This is a genomic window from Phaeobacter sp. 11ANDIMAR09, from assembly GCF_001294455.1.
GTDB lineage: Bacteria > Pseudomonadota > Alphaproteobacteria > Rhodobacterales > Rhodobacteraceae > Pseudophaeobacter.
Genome location: NZ_LIKT01000027.1, coordinates 23155 through 38432 on the forward strand (window position 1 = coordinate 23155; position 15278 = coordinate 38432).

17 protein-coding genes are annotated in these 15278 nt (G+C 59.4%); 2 read left to right on the plus strand and 15 right to left on the minus strand.

Annotated features, from left to right (window positions below):
* Positions 1–4: 4 nt before the first annotated feature.
* The 5 genes from AN476_RS18525 to AN476_RS18545 are packed head-to-tail and all read right to left on the minus strand — an operon-like array spanning position 5 to position 7248.
* On the minus strand, positions 5–3181 hold the full coding sequence (locus AN476_RS18525; protein WP_054463264.1) for a DUF1983 domain-containing protein: 3177 nt from the start codon (positions 3179–3181) through the stop codon (positions 5–7).
* Positions 3178–3582, minus strand: a complete 405-nt coding sequence (locus AN476_RS18530; RefSeq protein WP_054463265.1) for a hypothetical protein — start codon at positions 3580–3582, stop codon at positions 3178–3180. The genes AN476_RS18525 and AN476_RS18530 overlap by 4 nt, the downstream gene beginning before the upstream one ends.
* Entirely contained in the window at positions 3579–4178 is a 600-nt protein-coding gene (locus AN476_RS18535; protein ID WP_054463266.1) for a hypothetical protein, read from the minus strand. Before AN476_RS18535 ends, AN476_RS18530 begins: the two co-directional genes overlap by 4 nt.
* 2 nt (positions 4179–4180) lie before the next feature.
* Entirely contained in the window at positions 4181–4831 is a 651-nt protein-coding gene (locus tag AN476_RS18540; RefSeq protein ID WP_054463267.1) for a hypothetical protein, read from the minus strand.
* Positions 4831–7248, minus strand: coding sequence for a phage tail length tape measure family protein (locus AN476_RS18545; protein ID WP_054463268.1), 2418 nt, complete (start codon positions 7246–7248; stop codon positions 4831–4833). The genes AN476_RS18540 and AN476_RS18545 overlap by 1 nt, the downstream gene beginning before the upstream one ends.
* Here AN476_RS18545 and AN476_RS23425 point away from each other — a divergent pair.
* The gene (locus tag AN476_RS23425) at positions 7247–7609 is read left to right on the plus strand and encodes a hypothetical protein (RefSeq protein WP_054463269.1); all 363 of its coding nucleotides are present in this window, start codon (positions 7247–7249) and stop codon (positions 7607–7609) included. The two genes, AN476_RS18545 and AN476_RS23425, sit on opposite strands and share 2 nt — an antisense overlap.
* Here AN476_RS23425 and AN476_RS18555 read toward each other — a convergent pair.
* The 10 genes from AN476_RS18555 to AN476_RS18595 form a co-directional block, all read right to left on the minus strand.
* Positions 7606–7935, minus strand: coding sequence for a hypothetical protein (locus tag AN476_RS18555; protein WP_054463270.1), 330 nt, complete (start codon positions 7933–7935; stop codon positions 7606–7608). The two genes, AN476_RS23425 and AN476_RS18555, sit on opposite strands and share 4 nt — an antisense overlap.
* Before the next feature lie 24 nt (positions 7936–7959).
* Positions 7960–8895, minus strand: coding sequence for a phage tail tube protein (locus AN476_RS18560; protein WP_054463271.1), 936 nt, complete (start codon positions 8893–8895; stop codon positions 7960–7962).
* A complete protein-coding gene (locus AN476_RS22935; RefSeq protein ID WP_157063808.1) occupies positions 8896–9042 on the minus strand; it encodes a hypothetical protein in 147 nt (48 codons plus the stop codon).
* Positions 9039–9467, minus strand: a complete 429-nt coding sequence (locus tag AN476_RS18565; protein ID WP_054463272.1) for a hypothetical protein — start codon at positions 9465–9467, stop codon at positions 9039–9041. The genes AN476_RS22935 and AN476_RS18565 overlap by 4 nt, the downstream gene beginning before the upstream one ends.
* Entirely contained in the window at positions 9467–9895 is a 429-nt protein-coding gene (locus AN476_RS18570) for a gp436 family protein (RefSeq protein WP_054463273.1), read from the minus strand. Before AN476_RS18570 ends, AN476_RS18565 begins: the two co-directional genes overlap by 1 nt.
* A gap of 64 nt (positions 9896–9959) precedes the next feature.
* Positions 9960–10301, minus strand: a complete 342-nt coding sequence (locus tag AN476_RS18575; protein WP_054463274.1) for a hypothetical protein — start codon at positions 10299–10301, stop codon at positions 9960–9962.
* 10 nt (positions 10302–10311) lie between these two features.
* The gene (locus AN476_RS18580) at positions 10312–11289 is read right to left on the minus strand and encodes a hypothetical protein (RefSeq protein WP_054463275.1); all 978 of its coding nucleotides are present in this window, start codon (positions 11287–11289) and stop codon (positions 10312–10314) included.
* Positions 11290–11308: 19 nt separating this feature from the next.
* Positions 11309–11689, minus strand: coding sequence for a capsid cement protein (locus tag AN476_RS18585; protein ID WP_054463276.1), 381 nt, complete (start codon positions 11687–11689; stop codon positions 11309–11311).
* Complete coding sequence (locus tag AN476_RS18590; protein ID WP_054463277.1) at positions 11686–12789, minus strand: phage protease; 1104 nt, start codon at positions 12787–12789, stop codon at positions 11686–11688. Before AN476_RS18590 ends, AN476_RS18585 begins: the two co-directional genes overlap by 4 nt.
* A 115-nt stretch (positions 12790–12904) precedes the next feature.
* The gene (locus AN476_RS18595) at positions 12905–13396 is read right to left on the minus strand and encodes a phage virion morphogenesis protein (protein ID WP_054463278.1); all 492 of its coding nucleotides are present in this window, start codon (positions 13394–13396) and stop codon (positions 12905–12907) included.
* Positions 13397–13875: 479 nt separating this feature from the next.
* Between AN476_RS18595 and AN476_RS18600 the strand changes: the two genes are divergently transcribed.
* Positions 13876–15252, plus strand: a complete 1377-nt coding sequence (locus AN476_RS18600; RefSeq protein WP_054463279.1) for a PAS domain-containing methyl-accepting chemotaxis protein — start codon at positions 13876–13878, stop codon at positions 15250–15252.
* The last annotated feature ends 26 nt before the right edge of the window (positions 15253–15278 follow it).

Genomic DNA, 15278 nt, shown 5'->3' on the forward strand with positions numbered 1-15278 from the left:
TCCTTCAGGTTACCTGGAACACGGTCCATTCGATTGTGGGGTTGTTGAAATAGAGCCCGCCTGTGGTCTCCATTTCTATTTTGAGAAATACCCTTTGATCGCTGGCGCTAGCCCAGCGGGGTGTGATCAGAGTTGAGGGATCTTTCTGCCAGACCGGGCCGGGCTGAGGGTTGCCGTTGAAACCATTCCAGCGGCCACCTGGTTGCACGGAAGCGTTCAAGGTCCAGAAGGAATTGTTTGGGTCGATACCGCCCGGAGCGGTGGCGGCGCTGGACACAGATGCGACCGCGACCAAGGCTACAGAACTGGCTTGCCAAACATCTGCTTTTCCGACCCGAATGCCGGTGTTTACAAAGCTCCATGCGTCCCCGTCGTCGAAGGTGCCAGACAGGCTGAAAGAGCCCCGTGCCAGAACCATTGGGCGAGAAAACAAAACGCCCGCGGCCTTGATCTGCCCCGTCTCAAAATCCAGTTTCAGACCGGCTGTGGGGGTGCCGTTGGCGTCTTCTGCATAGTCATCGCTCTGGATGCTGTCTTCAATCTGGGCGCGTCCAATGGCGGCGCGACCCAAAAATACATTCTCCATATAGACCCCGGCCGGGTAGAGCTTTCCGGCAATGGTGCGGGGGCTGGCATAGACAACAAAGGGGACCTCGCGGGTGCTGCCGTCGGGGCTGACAACGGCGAACTTATCTGTCTGAAACGCGACCTGGCTGGTGGGCTGGCCCGCGTCGTCGAGATCCGACCGCAGCACCATGCCCGACACCACGCCGTTGGCCTCAATACGCAGGGTGTATTCGGCGCTAATCCCGTCGACCGTCTCTAGGGTTTGGGCAATTGACGCGGTGTTCTGCCCGACCGTTGTTTGCAGGCCAAGGAAAGCACTGGCCTGGGCTGAGACACGTCCGTCAACTTCCTGCACCGCCGTGTCCAGGGTCTCAAGTGCGGCGGCATGGCCAATAAGCCCTTTGCCTGTATCAGCGAGTTGGCTGTCCAGGCGGGTGAGTTTTTGTGCAGTTACCAGGCCTTCTTCAGTCACACGGGCGTGGAGATCCTCGGAGGCAAGCGATTGCGCCTGGCGTTGCTCTTCCCGGTCCCCGTGGCCTTTGACGGTCAAAGCCAGGGTGGCCAGTTCTGCGTCGCCTTGGGCCGCTGCCTGGGCCGCTTGCTCGGCGTCAATTGGATCAAGGCGGCCTTCGATCAGGTCGTCATTCAAGGCGCTAGCGATGTCGTAGGCATCGTCTGCCAGGGCGTCAAAGGTCTCATCTGACAGATCCGCAGGGGACAGACCAATGTCGAGCGTGGTGACTGGCAGCCAGAGGCTCCAATCGGTTACGCGGCTGGCGGCGATGGGCTTGGCGCGCACCAGGTAGTCGGTCGCGCGCAGCACCGGCTCCAGGACGAATTCGCCGGATGCAACGTCCGAGGTGCTGGCCGTGATCTTTTCTTCATTGCCTGTAACCTTGGCCTGGAAGGCAAGCGCGCTGGTGGTGTCGGCAAGTGATCCGATCCAGTTGATGCGGATGACTGGCGCACGGTAGTTTGATGCGCCGTCTTTCCGGGCTGCAGCGGTGACGGCCAGACCGGGAACGCCCGCATCAACTGGGGTGATAAGCCCGGTCGGGCGCGGTGCTTCGGGCAATTCCAGGTCAAGATCCGGGTCATAATCCGCCGGGTCGGCCTCCCGCACACTGACAACGGAGGTCAACGTCTGAAGGTTGTAGGCCATTTCCGTGATGCGAAAGGCTTTAGCCTCGTATCCGTATCCAGAGCTGTTCGCCTTGATCGTCTTGAGCGGGCGAAGGTGGAAATGCTCTGGCAGCATCGGCCACTTATGGGTGCGAAACTGGCGGTTTTCCTTTAGCAGCGCATTGGCAATCTGCCGGGCCTGGGAGGTATCCCAAACCATGGGCAGGCTCAGATCAAAGAGCTTGGTGCCGCCGTCCTCGGTGACCCACTCGTCCCTTGTGATCGTCTCCAGCGTTGTGGCGTTCCACAGCGCTTCGGGCGAGGGAAGGGACGTTGAAATGGCGTTAAAGGTGCTTTCAACACCGGGAAAAGGGGAGTGCTGCCAGGCCTCGGAGACAAGCAAATCGTCTTCCAGCGAGATTTCGACAACCGCCGGGCCGCTGTCTCCGACCAGAGGATACCAATACCCGCCGACCTCGACGACCTGGGCGTTGCAGGCGGAAAAGATTTCTTTGAGGATATCGGCGGGGATCTCTTCAAACTTGATTTCATAGCCGCCCCGGAACTGCGGGCGATTGTCATCCCCGACGAGTAAATCACAGGCGTTGAGCGCGGCGAACCAGTCGGGCAGAGGCAGGTCTTCGGCTTCAAAACCGCCACCATAGACACGGCCACAGGGGAGGCGGACGCCACGCAGGATGTTGTAGGCGATCACCAGAAGATTGGAGGTCTGTGTCCATGTGGCCGGGGTGTCAAAGCGCTGCGGGCCGCTGCCGCCGACTGTGCTGTCCTGGCGCGGATCGTAAAAGCCTGGTCCGTCCAGCTCGAGCTGGTAGTCCGGGCGGCCGTTTGGGAACATGCTGTCACTGCGGTAGAAGGTGAACACCGCATAGCAGACACCGGTCAGAATGTGGCTATCGGTCCAGGGGCGTTCCCCGTCGCCGCTATAGAGATCCACGAGGTCGGGGTCGGCGGCGGTTTGGGTGCCGTCATGGAAGCGGACCCAGGCATAAGCGTTTGCTCCATTGACCTTTGACAGGATCTTGTAGCCAAGCCCCGGCACCCATTCAGTGCCAAGATCAGAGAACTCGCCGTCGATGATGACGCGGCGCAGACTTGCGCCGGGCAGGTCTCCGAACTCGACCACATGGGTGTTGTAGATATTGTTGCCGCCGTGGGCGTTCTGATAGACCACATGGCCGCCAGAGGCATATCTCCCAACTATTGTGGCCTGCGGATCAGTGCCGCCGCTGGTCGTGTGGGTGGTGACCAGGCCGGGGTCCCGTTGCGAACCCTTGTTGAGTTTCTGCAGAAGGACCGAAACCCCGGTGGTGATCAGGGTTTTGAGGGCGGCGACTGCAATCGCCTTTATCGTGATCGCAGCCTTGAATGCCGTTCCGAGAGCGGCAAAAACGGCGGCGACGGGGGCGGCTTCGGCGGGCTGGCTCAACAGCAGCAGGAAGAAAGCGGCGAGGGGAAGCAGGCGGATCATGGGCGAAACACTCTCTCTGCGCGGTCAAGTCGGGTGACGTCGAGGCCTATTGCAGACAGAACATGGATCTGCTTGCCGCCAATGATGCCAAAGGCGGTTTCGCCGTCCTCCTCGATGGCGGCAATGTCGCCCGGCCGGGCGTTTTGCCAGCCGTCGATTTCGACCAGGTACTTGGCCGCCAGATCGGCGGGACCGGCGAAACCGGCCGCGCGTAGCTTGGCCCTGCCGTCTTGCAGGCGGCGGTAGGTGCCGCGCCACTCAGAAGCCAGATCCCGGCCGGAACAACGCTTGACCCATTCCGCCGCGTAGAGGGCGCAGTCAAACCGTCCGGGGCGCATTTTGGCTCCCTGGGCGCGGGTCTCGCGGAGGTACAAAAGCAATAGGGGGGCGCGGTCACTCATGCTCGCCCCCATGGAATGGTCCATTCGCCTGCCACGTCGCAATATTCACGGCCCTTGTCAGCGCCATTGCGGCGCTGCAGCTCTGCGCTGGAGCGCTTCAGGGGCAGCCCATAGGTGAGGTGACGCGCAGCGGTGACCAGGACCAATTCGGTGTAGCTGCTCCCGTTCTTTGGGCCGAGTTCCTGGGGAGCCTGGTTCAGAAAACCTTTGAAGGCCCGAACCGGTGTGCCCATCTGCCCGCCGGTGTCGATATTGAGCGCGACCGAGTAGATCAGTACCTTGGCGAGGCGGGGCTTGTAGGCCTCCAGAAGGGTTTTCACCTCATCCGTAAAGGGTGGCATCTTGATCCGCAGGTTGCGCACTGTGAAGCCGGGTTTGACCACGATGGGCGGCACGTCGATCACATTGCCTGCGCCGTAGAAGGTGCGGATCTCGCCGTCGATCAAAAATTCCTCGTGGTCGTCACCGTTCCAGAACCCCAGGGTTTCAGGCGCGCCGGTCTCGCGGTTCTCTGCCTCAAACCACAGCAAGGTTTTGGCGTTGGTGCCCCGCCGCTCTTCCAATTGTGCCTGTGCTTCTGCGCTGAAAATCTGCATGGCTACCTCAGAGTTTGAACCCACTCAAAAGATCCACCTTCGCTGACTGTTGCGCGGCTGGACCCGTAGTCGGATTGTTTCAGGGTGGCTTTGAGAACCGGGTCGCCCAGGGTGACCGGCGCGCCGATCTGGGCACCTTTGCGGATCTTGGGAACCACAGCGAGGTCCGCGAGTTCACCGGCCAGATTAGCAACTCCGCCAGCGAACACCCGATGATAGGCATGGCGGGTTGGGTCGGCCCCATAGGTGAAGCCCAGGAGGTCGCCACGTTGCAGGATATAACCAGCGGGCAAGCCTGATAGGCTCAGCTCATGGGCGTTGTTTGAGAGGGCAGCAATGACCGCGACCGCGCTCCCCAGAATGGTCTTTTGAGGATCTGCAATAGGTCCGGTCATGCGCGGGTCTTTGAACAGAAAGGACGCGCCGGGTTCTTCCAGGAGGGACAGGGTCGCATCTACTGAGGCCCAGACGTCGTGAAAGTCCAGATCCAGCGTGATTTGTCCCTGCCAGAGGCGGGCTCCGCGCTGATGATACAGCACCGATCCGTCGCCCGCTTCCGAGCTGGACGCCGCGCGGCCGGGGCGGGAGGTGAGGCTCTTGATCGGCAAGACGTCGATAAACTCAGAGGTGGGGAGGGGCCATGAAATGGGCATTAGCCAACTCCTAGCGGGTCATGGATGATGCGGTGCACGGTGTCCGGGGCGACCTCCCGGTCGTAGTGTTCCAGCCCCTGGGCCACGGCATCGCCTGAGACCTCTCGAACTTTGACGTCGAACAATGGGCTGGGCAGAACTTCCACCTGGGTGCGATTGGAGCCGCCGCCCTGGTTGTTGCCATATGCGGGGGCGCTGCCGGAGAGGCCGCCGATTTCGCCACCGTTCGCTAGGCCGGGGATCTCGACGCCGTCATTCATCGCCTGCAGGACAGGGCGATAGCGGCGGGTCGCTTTTGCATGAACCACGGTTTCGCCAGGGGAGAGCCAGGCCGGAACCATGTCGTCGCGGTTGCCGCCGTCGCCGTGGACTGTCCCGATTCCGACGTGACCTTCAGCCAGGCCCAAGCCGTCGAGCAGGATGCCGACAAGGCCGCCGACCGCCCCGTCTTTGCCGCCAAGGCCGAAGAGGTTTCCAAGCGGCCCGTCGCCAAGCAGGAGCGCCTCAAGAGCCGCTGCTGCAATGGCCTCCTTGACGCGGTCCCAGGCTTCGGCGGCTTCATCGCCACCCCGAACAAGCCCCTGGATCAGATCCGTGGAATTGTCGCGGAGAAAATCGGTCGCAGCTTCGGTTCTCGCAATGGCTTGCTCTTCTTCCACGCGCTCGCGGATCAGGGCCTCTACCGCTTCGCGTTCTGCATCTGTCGCGCCCTTCAGCCGGTCACGAATGCGGATCATCTCTTTCAGAACCGGATCTGTTTCTTGAAGCACCTCTAAGCGCTGCCGTTCACGCTCCATCAAGCGCTCAATGGCCTCGCGCTCTTTGTTGTAGCTGGCCGCACCGCCGCCCTTGCGGGACCGTCGCGATTTTGGGTTCGACGGCATATCGACGTCGGGCAGCCCGTGATCCTGGTAGACATAGTCGGAGTTGCCCGCTCCCTGGCTTTCGCCGCGCGGGTCAGCAAAATCGGGGTTCTCCCGGATGCGGCCCATGATCTCCTGGCCGTTGGCCTTCATCATATTGACCATGAGGCGATGGGCCTCGTCTGCGGCCAACCCGATATTGCCTGCCATGTCCACGGTGGCGACACCATTGGCCGCGTCCCAGGCGGCCATCATTTCAGCCTTCAGCAGCTCGGAGACGTCTTTGCTGTCGAGTTGCTGCTCATAGGCCAGCCGTTCGGCCTGCAGGCGCAGCTCTGCGACCTCAACGCTGCCTTCACCAAAGGCGGTGATCGCCTGCTGGGTTTCGGCCTCGAGGCGGAGCAGCTCAATCTGGTTGCGGGCTTGGGTTTCGACCTGCAGGCGCTTGCTCAGGTAGGTTTCCACATTGGCGGAGAGGCTGGACCAAAGATCGGCGCCGGTCGCCTTTAGCTCATTCCAGGGGGCCTGCAGGGCACCGGCAAACAGCTCCAGATCCCGGATGATTGCGCTTAGACCTTCATAGAATTCACGCTGGGTTCCGTTTAGGCTCTCCAGCCCCCCAGCCGCATCCAGGAGCTGGCCGCGCACGTCGAGGGCGGCTTTGAGACGGGTCGCCGCGTCTTCGTTGCTGTTTAGGAGTTCGAGGTTCTGTGCAAAGGCATAGCCGGCTTCTCGCGCGGCGCTGCCAATGGAGCCCAACCCGAGGAAGTCCTGAGAGGCGGATGTGCTGGACCGGTCATCCCAATAACTTAAATCAAGCACCAGGTTGCGAACGCTCTTGGCGGTTGCGTCGATCTCGTGCTGGACGTCCATCTTTGCCAGGGCCGCCATGTCTGCCAAGACCATGCGCAATTCCGGGGAGGCGCTACCAAATTCTTCGATCATCTCGGCAGTGCTGAGGCGCGTTTTCCCGGCCTTGGCGGCAAAGGTTTCAATCGCTTCGCCCATTGCCGTGAGCTGGTCTTCAAAACTGGCAATTTCGTCATCCGCTCCGGTAAGCCAGTTCACCATGGCGGCACCGGCGGCGATGGAGCCAATGGTGATCAAGGTCAGAGGGCTGACCATGGAAACCAAGGCGGCCTTGAGTGCTTTTGCTGCCCCGGCCGCGCCCAGATGGCCGATGACCTGGGTGATCTGGGTGCCCTGCTGGATGGCGAGCTGAAAGGGGTTCTGGCCCGCTGCCATCATCACGCCGATATCGTTGAACTGGGCTGTGAGGTTGCCGACCTGACCGGCAGCCAGTTGGTGCGACCGGCCCAGTGTTACGGCTTGGGTCGCGACGGCGGCCTCTTCAATCTGCAAGGCTTTGGCTTGCCTGGCCGCGTCTCCTGCAGCCTGTCCAATTCTGCGAATTTCAGCCTGGGCGGTCTTCTCAACCTTGTTGAGATCCATGGTTGCAAAATAGAGGCTGCGCTTGACCTTCTGCAGATTGGTCAGCTCGGACTTGCCCTGGGAGGCATCAATCGTCAGCTTTCCAGAGACAACAAAGGTCATGTCAGTTTCCGTTCCATTCTGCCACGGCGGCGTATTCAATGATCTGGACCTGGCCAAACAGCTCGGGGGTCATCTCCACTCCGGCCAGATCCCAGGCGGCGCGGGAGCTGCCGTAATCCAGTCCAAGGGTTCTGACGCGCCCGTCTGCCAGGCCGATACGGCTGAACTGTGTGGCCGCATCAAGGAAGGCCTCAAGGGCCGGGAGGTTGCATTCCCAAACGCCTTCTTCGTCCTGTTCCTGGGCAAGGGTCTCGATGGGGATGCCCAGGACGTTGCAATCCTGCAGGGCCTCGGCCTGGCGGGCCTTCTGGGTGCCTGTGAACAGGGTTCCATTGGCAAAGGACCGCCCGGCCCAGGTTAGTTTCCCGTGACGGCCTTGATCTGCGCCTTGGTGTAGGTGGAGAGCAGCGCGATCCGCACGTAGCCAAAGCCCAGAACCTGCTCCAGGATCTCGGGGCTGTAGGGAACGGGCTTTCCTTCGTCATCTGCCAGGTCGTCCAGATGCAGGATGATTTCGCGCAGAAAATCTTTGACGTTTTCAGTGACAGACAGATCGCGGGCGTCGCGATCCTGGTCGGACAGAACCTTAAAAGTCGCCTTTAAGGACTGGTCCACATACCCGTCGCCAGAGGGAACAGAGATGGGAACTTTGCGGGTGAAGGTCGGGGCGTTGACAACATTGAACAAGGGGGAGGCTCCAGTCCTGGGCGCTTAGGTGAGGGTCAAGGACCACTGATCGTTGACAGCGGCGGCGCGGGGCACCAGGCGCAAAGGCCATTCCTTGATGTTCTGGCTCTGGCTGAGAGAGGGCCGCTGCATCTGGGCAGTCGGCAGGCTCAAAGTGACGATCTTTCCGGCCGCTGTCCCATGCACCAATTCCACTGGCACCTTTGCCATGGCCAAGGCTTTGGCGAAGGGGTTGTACTCCGCCAGGGTCTTGGCCTCGACGGTGGTCTCAAACAGCTCGGATTTGTCGGTGATCAGCACCCGCTCGGCCCCAACCAGGAACCGGTTTTCCACCTTGTTGCCGAGGTTGAGCTTGGCGGTTTTCATCACGAAATCCACACCGTCGATAGAGAACGTCGGTGTGTTCTGATGCGACACGACCAGCGGCTCCACCCAGCTCATCAGATCGACCGTGGGCGGTGCCACATCGCTTGGTAGCGTAAACAGGCCGGTGAAATCGAACTTGATCTTGGGGGTGGCCTGGGCATCCAGCATCAGCTCGGCCTTGCCACGCGAGCCGCGCATGACATAGCGGGTGCCGTCGATATTCAGATGGAACGTCCCGGCCTCATGCCCCTTGGCGACCGGCGTGTAGATGACAGAGGTCCCGGCGTTGATTGTTTCGGCAACGGCGCAGGCGCGCAGCAGCGGCCCCCAAGCAGGCGCGGTTCCGGCGACACCTGGGGCGCTCAGATCCACGGTGAAGGACAGGGTGGAATGCAGTTCAGTCGGGATGGTGCCATTGGCGCTCATGCCGGGCTGTTCTAGGTCACGTTCCTGATCCTGGCCTTCCATGGGCTTGTAGGTGACGTCCTGCGCCAGGATCGCATTGGCGGCACCGGTTGGGCCTGCGTCGACGCCATAGGTGCCTTCCAGGGCAAACAGCAGGTACTTGTCTTTCCAGTATCGGGGAGCGGACATTTAGGCCTCCTGTTCCTTAGTGGGATTTTCCGGGGGCGAAGGTTCCGGCCGGGTGGCCTCCTTCGTGGGGTGTTCGACCTGTTTCAGCTTGCCGCCCCTTTGAAGTTCAAAGCGGCCACCGCTGGTGGGAGGGGTGAATTTGGTCATGCCGGGGTCCTCAATTGTGCGTCGATGGTGAAGGTCAGCTCGTAAAAGGCGCGGCCTTGGTGCATGGAGAGCAACCTGCGCCGTTCAAACACCAGAACGCCTGGGCCGGGCTCCGGGGACCAGCCGACCAGGGCAAGGGTGACTTCGGTAAGCATAGGGTGCAGACGGTTAAGGGCTTTGCGGCCGGTCGCGTCGTTCACATCGAGCGAGAGATAGACACCAAAGCGCTCATTGATTGCCTGGCGAAAGATACCGGTGCCTGCCTCCGCCTTGCCCCCCTTTGCGTCCAGCGGAACAACCAGGGCAGTGGCATTCTGGGGCAACCGGCCGTCGCGCAGCAGCTTTGCCATCTCAACGACCGGCTCGACCCGGTTCTTCAGATCCGGCACCTCGGCCTTAAGCTTTTGAATGATTGCGCCCAGCATCAGATGTAGCTCTTCATACTGTCGGCAGACATTGGGCGCTCGCGCTTGGTAAAGCGCACGTCATTTTCGGGTTTCTCGGCGGGTTCCACGCCAGCAATGGGCAAGCGGATCTTGCCTTCTCCAATCCCTTTGAGGGTTTCGCGGGCCTTCTTTTCTTCGGCGGCGATCTTTTCCGGGGCGTCGTAGATATGCAGCTCGTAGATCACCAAGGCTCTGGTGACCTTGGCAACCAGGTCAGGCACCTCGGCAAGTGGCAGCGCATAGTGATTAGCCAGGAAACCGTCGACCAAAGCCTGCGCCGATGTGATCGCTGCTGAGACAATCGCGGCGTCGATCACGCCGGTGGGCTCGTCGCTCCGGTCGGTCAGATCGACCAGCAGGCGGCGACCATAGCGCGTCTCAAGCTCTTGTTGGCTGGTGTAGTCCATGACGATTTCCGGTGAGGGTTGGGGAAGGCGGCGCAAAACCTGCGCCGCCTTTCAAAGGACAGTCTTAGGTGAGCCGCTGAACAACGCCGCAGGCCTCGAGCGGCGCCAGTTCTTCTGGCGTTAGCTCGACGGTTTCGCGGCTTGTGCCGGGGCCGTAGTCGGTGCCGTTGTGCTTGAGCGCGTCGAGAACAAGAGCTGGGACCAGGCTGCTAGAGGCCTTTGCCTTGGCTTTCGCATCGGCTTTCGCATCGGCTTCCGCTTCAGCCTTGGCTTCTGCGTCGGCCTTTGCCTTGGCCGCTGCTTCGGCTTCCGCAATTTTGCCTTTCAGCTTCTCCTCACCGATATTGGCAGGGTGGGAGATTTCCAGCTCCTTTGCACGGGCCAGCAGGGCTTCACGTTCGCTCATAACAGCCCCCTTACCCTGCGACTGCGTTCTGGATGAAATAGCCGACGTCCTTGGCGACGATCAGCTCTTTCACCCGCTCACCCCGGCGGATGCGATAGCCGCCTTCGAGGCCGATATCGGGGTCCTCGATGCGCCCGGCCACCTTGCCACCGAACTCCGCTGTTAGGCCCCAGGTGACGCCGCCGCCCTCGGTGTTAACCTGCTTGTTGATGTGCAGGAGCGAAATGTGGTTGCCCCAGGCGCGCTGCAGGTTTGCCGCCTGGCCCGGCTTGGCCGCGTTGAAAAAGGCGTCGCCGATCAACAGCCGCTTGATGCCTTCACCGGCAAAGAGTTCCAGGAACTGCTGGCGGGTCACGATGCCTTCGCTGGTCAGGTTGCCCTTGACCGCGTTGACGATCTTGGGGTGCGAGGAAATTTTGCCCCAGACCTTGCGCCCCATCACCATGGTATTGGCGGGCATGATGAAGACGTTTTCCAACCCGGTTTTGATTACGCCAATAGGATCAGAGTCGGCGTAGTTGGAAAACTGATCAGACCCAGACAGAGTGGTCTTGCGGCCGGTCGCATAGTTTGCGGCATTGTGAACCGTGCGGGCCACACGGACTTCGCGAATGTTCTCGACTGTTTCCGAGATCATCTCAACGGCATGGCCTTCGGGGTCGTGTTTTGACAGTCCGGCTTTTCGGGCTGCGGCTGCGGACCTGATGTCGGAGAATGGGACGGGTGCATCCAGGCCGAAATCTTCGACTTCGGCGGTTCGCGTTTTTCCGCCGAATTCCAGCTGATTGACACGGCCTTTGCGGCCAACACGCGCGTCAGGCACGTTAAACGCCTCTTCAACCGGGTATTCAGTCCAGCCGAACTTTTCAGTGGGCACGGTTTGGCGCGGCATGACCTCATCGGCAATGCGGGAGGCCTCGGGGTTCTTGTAGCCAATCGCAATCGCGGTCAGCGCCGCGTCGGATTGAAAGGGACGTTTAGGGGCCATCAGGCTTTCCTTTCAGGGATCAGGCTTCGTGAAGAAGGCCGGGCGACAGGAAGGTCGGGCAAAGGTCATCGGCAACGCCGGGCTCCTCTGCAAAACCAATGATGCGGATGGTTGTTCCGGCTGCGGCGACCGCCTTGATGGCAGCGCCATTGGCATCGGATGTCAGCGGGTCGCCCGCTGCCACAGGGCCGCCCAGGCGAACCGGATAGAGGCCGTCGCGGTGGACGTCACACATTCCGCCAAGCTCCGCGCCCATGCTGTCGGCAATGCCCAGAGATGCGGAGGTGTTGTCGCTGGCTGTGGTGATCGTGGAGCCGTTGGCGGGATCTGCGAAAACCACGATGCGGTAGCCTTCGATGGCGGCGGCGGCCTCATAGGCGCGGGTAAAGGACGGGATCATGCCTGTTCCTCCTGTACGGCCTGCACCGCTTCGGTGATGGTCATATCAATGCCCGCTTCGGCTTTCTTGGCGACCAGGGCTTGGGCCTTTTCAGCCAGTTCCTGAGCGTTGATGGCATCGGAGGTGACGTCGCTGCCGGGCGGGATGTCAGCGAGCAGCTCGCCTTTGAGCTTGGGTAGATCATTGATCAGCTCTTCTGTCCCTTCAGGGTCCTGCTGGTGCAGCGCGATAAAGCGGTCACGGGCGGGCTTGACGCCGATGTGGCCAAGCGAGATCGCGTTGTCGACAAAGGTTTCAGCAGCGGTCTTCGTCGTGCTGGCTTGCAGGCTTTTGACCGTGCCAGACAGGTCTTTGACCGAAGCCTGCAGGGCTTCGATGGTTTCGTCCTTGTCTGTGCCCTGGCTTTGGGCAGCGGTTAGGATGTCCCCGGCGCTGGCGTCTTTTTCGCAACCCAGGGCCTCGCCGATCTCGCCGAGCTGAGAATGAAGCGCCGTGGTGCCTTTGCCCTCGTCCGTGGCTTCCGCAAGGCGAGAATTCAGCGCTGTGGTGATATCGTCCTCGCTGGCATCGGGCTTTAGGCCCAGCAGCTTGGCGATGCTTTCCTGAAACATGGTGTCGTTCTCCTGGTTGAGGGAATGGAGCCCACGCAGGTTTGGCCGGTTGACCAGGCTGGCGCGGCGAATGGCGACAATTTGCTGTGTGGGCTTGGCAAGGTGGGCAATGACCGGGGAAATTCCGCTGTAAGCGCGGTCTTTCAATAGAGCCGACCCGGAAGGGGTCCAGTCGACCCGGCCCCAGATCCCGTCCTCGCGAGCCTGCATTTCTACGATCCAGCCCCGCGCAGGAGCCGGACGACCTTCCTTGGCCGCCAGGTCCATGGCGTGATCTTGATCTATGGGAAGCTTGTCGGCCTCCGCAAAGCTGTTTTGGATGATCTGCTCTGGTGCTGCTACATGGTAGGGGCCTCGCTTGTCATGGGTCTGCACAGCACCCGCAGAAGTCGGCAAGAGATGCACCCATGTCGGAACGGCATCCTCGCCAGTAGGCGAGGGGAGTTCCGCATGGATCGCGTTGAAGACGGTTTGAAGGCGCTTTGACATGACCGCAAATGTGACAGTCGGCTGCAAACCGAGACACCCGCACCAGGGTGCGGGTTATGCGAGGCTCATAGGTTTGAGGGAGATGGCGGCAGGTTGCCGAGGTCCGGCTTGCGGGTCAACCCCGACTATCTGCCGCGTGTTCCAGCCACTCTTCCAGCTCGAGGGCCAGATTGGTTTCGTCGTCTTCTGAGATCCCGATGAATGGGCGGGCCGGGATGTTTCCCCAGGGAATAGACGAGCCATTGGCGGCGGTGCCGAATGCGCCTTTTTCAGCGCCGAACTGCATGACGGCCGATTGAATGGCGTTGGAACCAAACTCCATGCTGTCCTTGTCGGCCGCGTAGTGAAGGTGGTTTCTCATGTCGCCCGAGACATTCAAGGGGGCACCAAAACTCAAACCCAATTTGGTGTAGCGTTTCAGAGTGGCGGCTGACCTAGGCGCAAAAGGCGCGCCGTCGGGCTGAAGGCCCTGCAGAACGCGGTCCTGCGTTGCCGAGACGAGCAACTCGCCTGCATCCTGCATAAACTCGGTCAGGTCTCCGGTCGCTTCCAAGAGAGCGATCAGGAGTGGATCCAGGGTGTCCGTGTTGTATTCAAGGCCAGTCATGTTGCCCTCCTTGTTCGCCAGAGCTTACATTCTTGCTGAGTCGACGCAAAGGCTTCTCCCAGCCCAAAGCGGACCGGTGCGAAGGGAGGCTGCTTCTCATTGCCGCACATGCAAAAATGCGCCTCGACTTCCCGGAAGCGGACATTCAAGTATTTCAAATGCGGCTTTTTGCCCTCGATGTCGGCTTCGAGCCCTGACCTTCACTGCGGCGCCGTGGCTGAAGAAAAACCCACTATACTCAGGCAGGGGGCTGCAAAAATGCCTCTTTCGTTTGTGCTAGATGATTCGCAGTTAGGAATCAGTTCCTTCAAGAACCACTTCTACTCAAAGTTGCCGAATGGTTTCAAAATGACACTTAAATCCAGAAGTCAGGCTGAAGAATCAACCACTAGGTGAATTTTTTGAAGTTTTCGTTTTATCAACCCCAATTCGCCAAAATCACTCATCTATAACGAATTCAACCAACTAGGTGAGAGAACATGTTATTTACATCTGGACGTCGCGCTCAAGCGGTAGAACTGGCTGAAAAGCAGGCATTCATGGATGTCATTGATCGAACACAAGCCGTTATTGAGTTTGAGCCTGATGGAACAATCATAAAAGCCAACGAAAACTTTCTTTCGGCGCTAGGGTATGATCTCAATGAGATTGTCGGACAACATCATTCTATGTTTGTCGACAAGGATTACGGAAAAACAGCAGCCTATAGAGCATTCTGGGAGGACCTGGGCTCCGGCAAGTTCTTCACCGATCAGTTTCCGAGGCTAACAAAGAGTGGTTCTGAAATCTGGATCCAGGCAACATACGCGCCGGTGTTCGATTCTGAAAATAAGGTCAAGAAAGTCATCAAACTCGCAACCGACGTCACTCAACGCCGGAAGGACACAGATGATATCGCGAGCAGTTTGACAGAGATGGCTAATGGAAACCTCGCGCAACGAGTTCAAGTCTCCAGTATCGAAGACTTAAGTGTACTAGGCCAATCTCTAAACCAAGCTATGGAAAAACTCTCAATGGCCATAGAAGCTGTAAAGACAGTGTCAGGTACGGTCTCATCAACAGCACAAGAGATCAACGGTTCGACGTCTGAATTGTCCAACCGTACAGAAACTCAAGCTGCAACACTGGAACAAACTGCCGCTGCGATTGAAGAACTTACAGCAACAGTGCGTTCTGCTGCAGAAGGGGCGAAACAAGTAGAAGAAATTGTTGCGAGCGCCAGAGCTGCGGCTCAAGGAAGCAATCAAGTTGTGCAAGACGCGATCTTGGCCATGGATCACATTCAAGAGTCTTCGGACAAAATTTCCCACATTATTTCTGTCATTGATGACATCTCGTTTCAGACTAATCTACTTGCACTAAACGCTGGGGTCGAAGCTGCTAGGGCAGGTGAAGCCGGACGTGGGTTTGCGGTCGTGGCCTCGGAGGTTCGAGCCCTTGCCCAGCGTTCAACGGAGGCTGCCGGAGAAATCAAGGGGCTGATTTCGGAGAGCTCAAATCATGTATCCAAGGGTGTAGAGCTGGTAGGGCAAGCTGGAGTAGAACTCAGTTCAATTATCGAGAATGTTGGAAATATTTCCGGGCACGTCACTGAAATTGCCCGGGGGGCGCATGAGCAATCGATAACGTTGGAAGAAATCAATACTGGTGTGAGCCAACTGGATGCGGTGACACAACAAAATGCCGCAATGGTGGAAGAAACTACCGCCGCGAGCCAAATTCTGGCCAATGATGCGACAGACTTGGCTCAACAAGTTGATAAGTTCACTACCCAGCCACACAATATCGTTTCGTTGCCGTCTATTGAGTTTGAAAACAACCATGACCAAGATGAAGCTTCGATGTTTGGGACTTGATGCCCTCTGCCTCTAGTTTTTGATAG

What these genes read in the sequence shown, in the direction of transcription:
- AN476_RS18570 (WP_054463273.1), bottom strand. Translation starts at nt 9,895, where the DNA reads ATGGACTACACCAGCCAACAAGAGCTTGAGACGCGCTATGGTCGCCGC.
- AN476_RS18540 (WP_054463267.1), bottom strand. Translation starts at nt 4,831, where the DNA reads ATGCCCATTTCATGGCCCCTCCCCACCTCTGAGTTTATCGACGTCTTG.
- AN476_RS18560 (WP_054463271.1), bottom strand. Translation starts at nt 8,895, where the DNA reads ATGTCCGCTCCCCGATACTGGAAAGACAAGTACCTGCTGTTTGCCCTG.
- AN476_RS18535 (WP_054463266.1), bottom strand. Translation starts at nt 4,178, where the DNA reads ATGCAGATTTTCAGCGCAGAAGCACAGGCACAATTGGAAGAGCGGCGG.
- AN476_RS18565 (WP_054463272.1), bottom strand. Translation starts at nt 9,467, where the DNA reads ATGCTGGGCGCAATCATTCAAAAGCTTAAGGCCGAGGTGCCGGATCTG.
- AN476_RS22935 (WP_157063808.1), bottom strand. Translation starts at nt 9,042, where the DNA reads ATGACCAAATTCACCCCTCCCACCAGCGGTGGCCGCTTTGAACTTCAA.
- AN476_RS18525 (WP_054463264.1), bottom strand. Translation starts at nt 3,181, where the DNA reads ATGATCCGCCTGCTTCCCCTCGCCGCTTTCTTCCTGCTGCTGTTGAGC.
- AN476_RS18595 (WP_054463278.1), bottom strand. Translation starts at nt 13,396, where the DNA reads ATGACTGGCCTTGAATACAACACGGACACCCTGGATCCACTCCTGATC.
- AN476_RS18585 (WP_054463276.1), bottom strand. Translation starts at nt 11,689, where the DNA reads ATGATCCCGTCCTTTACCCGCGCCTATGAGGCCGCCGCCGCCATCGAA.
- AN476_RS23425 (WP_054463269.1), top strand. Translation starts at nt 7,247, where the DNA reads ATGTCAGTTTCCGTTCCATTCTGCCACGGCGGCGTATTCAATGATCTG.
- AN476_RS18600 (WP_054463279.1), top strand. Translation starts at nt 13,876, where the DNA reads ATGTTATTTACATCTGGACGTCGCGCTCAAGCGGTAGAACTGGCTGAA.
- AN476_RS18575 (WP_054463274.1), bottom strand. Translation starts at nt 10,301, where the DNA reads ATGAGCGAACGTGAAGCCCTGCTGGCCCGTGCAAAGGAGCTGGAAATC.
- AN476_RS18545 (WP_054463268.1), bottom strand. Translation starts at nt 7,248, where the DNA reads ATGACCTTTGTTGTCTCTGGAAAGCTGACGATTGATGCCTCCCAGGGC.
- AN476_RS18580 (WP_054463275.1), bottom strand. Translation starts at nt 11,289, where the DNA reads ATGGCCCCTAAACGTCCCTTTCAATCCGACGCGGCGCTGACCGCGATT.
- AN476_RS18590 (WP_054463277.1), bottom strand. Translation starts at nt 12,789, where the DNA reads ATGTCAAAGCGCCTTCAAACCGTCTTCAACGCGATCCATGCGGAACTC.
- AN476_RS18530 (WP_054463265.1), bottom strand. Translation starts at nt 3,582, where the DNA reads ATGAGTGACCGCGCCCCCCTATTGCTTTTGTACCTCCGCGAGACCCGC.